This window comes from Haliscomenobacter sp. (assembly GCF_040403615.1).
Taxonomy (GTDB): domain Bacteria; phylum Bacteroidota; class Bacteroidia; order Chitinophagales; family Saprospiraceae; genus Haliscomenobacter.
On record NZ_JBBAKG010000218.1, the window covers coordinates 1 to 3,922 of the forward strand.

General features: G+C 48.3%; 1 protein-coding gene. It reads right to left on the minus strand.

The window, feature by feature from the left end:
- Nucleotides 1–3,922, minus strand: a 3,922-nt coding sequence (locus ABW391_RS28855) for an SdrD B-like domain-containing protein (protein WP_353485372.1), incomplete at both ends; no start/stop codon positions are given.

Sequence of the window (3,922 nt, forward strand, 5' to 3'; positions counted from 1 at the left end):
GGTGCAATCTTGTCTTTCACTTCGAAATCGAAAGTGTAATCGCTGGCATTGTAACAACCATCGAAAGCCTCGATTTTCATGCGGTGTTTACCTATTGGTACTCCGATCATCATGCCATTCGTGATTGCATATTCCACTTGATCCCAAGTGTTTTGTGCAACCAGGATACCTTTAACGTAGCGATCCTTTGTCCATACTGTTACACTAGCATTGGCCAGGTTACAGTTGTCTTTGATTTCTACACCAAAAGCTGACTTGATACCCGCTACCGTTACAGGGAAAGCAGCAGTACAATCCATTGGGCCAGTTGAAATTTCAAATGGTGCATGGTGTGCTAAAGTATAGGTTGGTGCTTCGAAGTCACCGATTTTGATCAGGACGTGGAAGGTATCCACGATACCTCCTTTACACCAATCGAAGACATAAATCTCGCGATCGATTTTCAGCCCTTTGCCATTGCAGATCGGAAACTCGGTGTCTTTGATTTGTACGGAGTAGTTGCACTCAACCTGATCCAGGAAGAAGCGGCGATCCAAATCCGGCAGCATGTGGAAAGTGCTGTTGATGCGGGGCATCCAGTCTTCTTTCTTAATCAAAGCCTTGTCAGGACTGCATGTATTGTAAGTCACGGTCCAATCATAAGCAGGTGCCGCAGGGTCTTTTTTACCCTTGCCCGTAAAGGCAAATGCACCTAGCGCAGGGCGCTTCAGTACAATCACTTGCACGGTGTCTTTGATCATTCCATTACAACTGGTTGCTACCCATGACCGGTAGATTCTACCCCAAGTACCCGTAGCGTTGATCGAATCACAGTCGTAAACTTCCAGTCTGTCGCTCCATTTTACAGATACTTTGCAAGTTGGGTCGCAGTAGAAAAATTCGGCTATCCCCAGGTTCAGTACTTCGTCATTGAGATTGCCACCAGATACAATTGTACCTGCTGGAATCTGCCGTGGAGAGGGTTTAACGCCTAGTTCACCAATCGTCTTAGGATTATTCAAGATAAAGTTGGCATCAAAGCAGTAAACTGGATTGGGCGTAAAGCTTGTCCGTGCAATCCGAGGACGGCTGCCATCTTCTACCAGGATTTCACCCCAGCACAAAATATCGGTACAGCCGTTTCTTTGGATGGAATAACGCAAGCGCATTCCAGCGTACTGACCCGTCACCAGGTTTCCTGGTATTGGCCGACCATTCATATCGGCTACCAGGAAGGTAAATCCAGCTGCTGATGGATAATTGGTGGTTCCCACCAATACCATTTCAGGGGTAATCAATACTTCGCAGTTGTTGCCTAATTTCACCTGCACGTTGATGCAAGAAATCGGTGCACAAAGTACGTAGCCGGCATCCAGTGTCGTATTACTTTGACCACTGGTTAATAAAGGCGTAGCAGGAGTGCGACCCGTGAAAGGATCGGCATCAGAATCTTTGCTGTCGTTGTTCCCTACATTAGGCTCAGTAGAGGAATACAAATTACCATTAACCGCAGTGGTTACATTGAACACCACGTAGTAACTGCCTACTGCCAAGCTGTCGAAAAGGTACTTTCCATTCGCATCCGTTACTTGTGGTACCACTGGAAGGCCATAGGCATTGGTGGTGACTGGCGTATTGGTTACGGCATTGTAAAGGGTGACCGTTACGCCAGGTAAGCCTGAATCAGTAGGGTCTTGCAAACCGTTGCCATTTTTATCCACAAAAGCAGTATCTCCTACACTTACGGGCAGATAGAAGCCCGCATCGAGGGTCAGGTTGCGTTGACCACTGGTTAGTAAACCCGTTGGGTCGGTTTGGCCAGTAGGGTTGGCATCAGAGTCATCAGCATCGTTGGCATTGGCGTTTACATCTTCTTTGGTTGGCACATAGTTGGCGCCATTTACTGCGGTGTTTTTGTTGAACACCACGTAGTAATTGCCTACTGCCAGACTATCGAACAGGTATTTGCCATTGGCATCGGTTACTTGTGGTACCACTGGAAGGCCATAAGCGTTGGTGGTAACTACGGTATTGGTCAAAGCATCGTATAGCGTAACCGTTACGCCAGCCAAGCCTTGATCATTAGGATCCTGCAAGCCATTGAAGTTATTGTCTACAAAGGCAGTGTCACCTACGGTTACAGGCAGATAGAAACCGGCATCCAGTGTCAAATCTCTTTGTCCACTCGTTAAAAATGGGGTTGCTGCGGTACGACCTGTAGTCAGGTTGGCATCAGAATCATCAGCGTCGTTGCCGTTGCTGTTTACATTCTGGATGGTGGGTGCATAATTTGCTCCATTTATTGCGGTGCTCTTATCAAAGACCACATAATAACTACCCGGAGGGAGATTTGTAAATAGATAACTACCATTGTTACCCGTACTCGTTGTATTGGTATAAGGCATACCTGTCGCATCCAAAGTTACTGGCGTGCCGTTGGCATTGAATAGAGTGACTGTTACGCCAGCCAGGCCTTGATCACCAGCTTCCTGCAAACCATCACGGTCATTGTCCACAAAAGCGGTGTCGCCTACAACTACGGGTAGGTAGAAACCGGCATCAAGCGTCAGGTTGCGTTGACCGCTGGTCAGTAGACCGGTTGGGTCAGTTTGTCCAGCAGGATTGGCATCGGAGTCATCCAAATCATTGGCGTTGGCGTTTACGTCTTCTTTGGTGGGTACGTAGTTGGCGCCATTTACGGCAGTGTTTTTGTTGAACACCACGTAGTAGTTGCCTACCGCCAGACTATCGAAGAGGTATTTGCCATTGGCATCGGTTACTTGTGGCACCACCGGAAGGCCATAGGCGTTGGTAGTGACTACGGTATTGTTTATCGCATTGTACAAGGTTACCGTTACACCAGGGAAGCCCTGGTCGGTAGGGTCTTGCAAACCATTGCCATCATTGTCCACAAAAGCGGTGTCACCCACAGTTACAGGCAAGTAGAAACCTGCATCGAGCGTCAGGTTTTTTTGACCACTGGTCAAAAAACCAGTTGGCTCAGTTTGGCCTGCAGGATTGGCATCAGAGTCATCTGCATCGTTGGCATTGGCGTTGACATCTTCTTTAGTGGGCACGTAGTTGGCACCATTTACAGCGGTGTTTTTGTTGAACACCACGTAGTAGTTGCCTATTGCCAGGCTATCGAAGAGGTACTTGCCAGTAGCATCGGTTATTTGTGGTACCACGGGAAGACCATAAGCGTTGGTCGTGACCACAGCATTGGTTACTGCGTTATACAAGGTGACGGTTACACCCGCCAAACCTTGATCACCAGGTTCCTGTAAGCCATCAAAATCATTGTCCACAAAAGCGGTGTCACCCACAGTTACGGGCAAGTAGAAACCAGCATCGAGCGTCAGGTTGCTTTGACCGCTGCTCAAAAATCCAGTTGGCTCAGTTTGGCCAGCAGGATTGGCATCGGAGTCGTCCGCATCGTTAGCATTGGCATTGACGTCTTCCTTTGTGGGTACGTAGTTGGTACCATTTACAGCGGTGTTTTTGTTGAACACCACGTAGTAGTTGCCTATTGCGAGGCTGTCAAATAGGTACTTGCCAGTGGCATCGGTTATCTGTGGTACGACGGGAAGGCCATATGCGTTGGTGGTGACCACAGCATTGGTTGCGGCATTGTACAAAGTGACGGTTATACCCGCCAAACCTTGATCACCTGCTTCCTGTAAGCCATCGAAATCATTGTCCACAAAAGCGGTGTCACCCACTGTTACGGGCAAGTAGAAACCAGCATCGAGCGTCAGGTTTTTTTGACCGCTGGTCAAAAACCCGGTTGGCTCAGTTTGGCCAGTAAGATTGGCATCGGAATCATCAGCGTCGTTGGCATTGGCGTTGACATCTTCCTTAGTTGGAACGTAGTTGGCCCCATTTACGGCGGTGTTTTTGTTGAACACCACGTAGTAGCTGCCTACGGCCAGGCTGTCGAAGA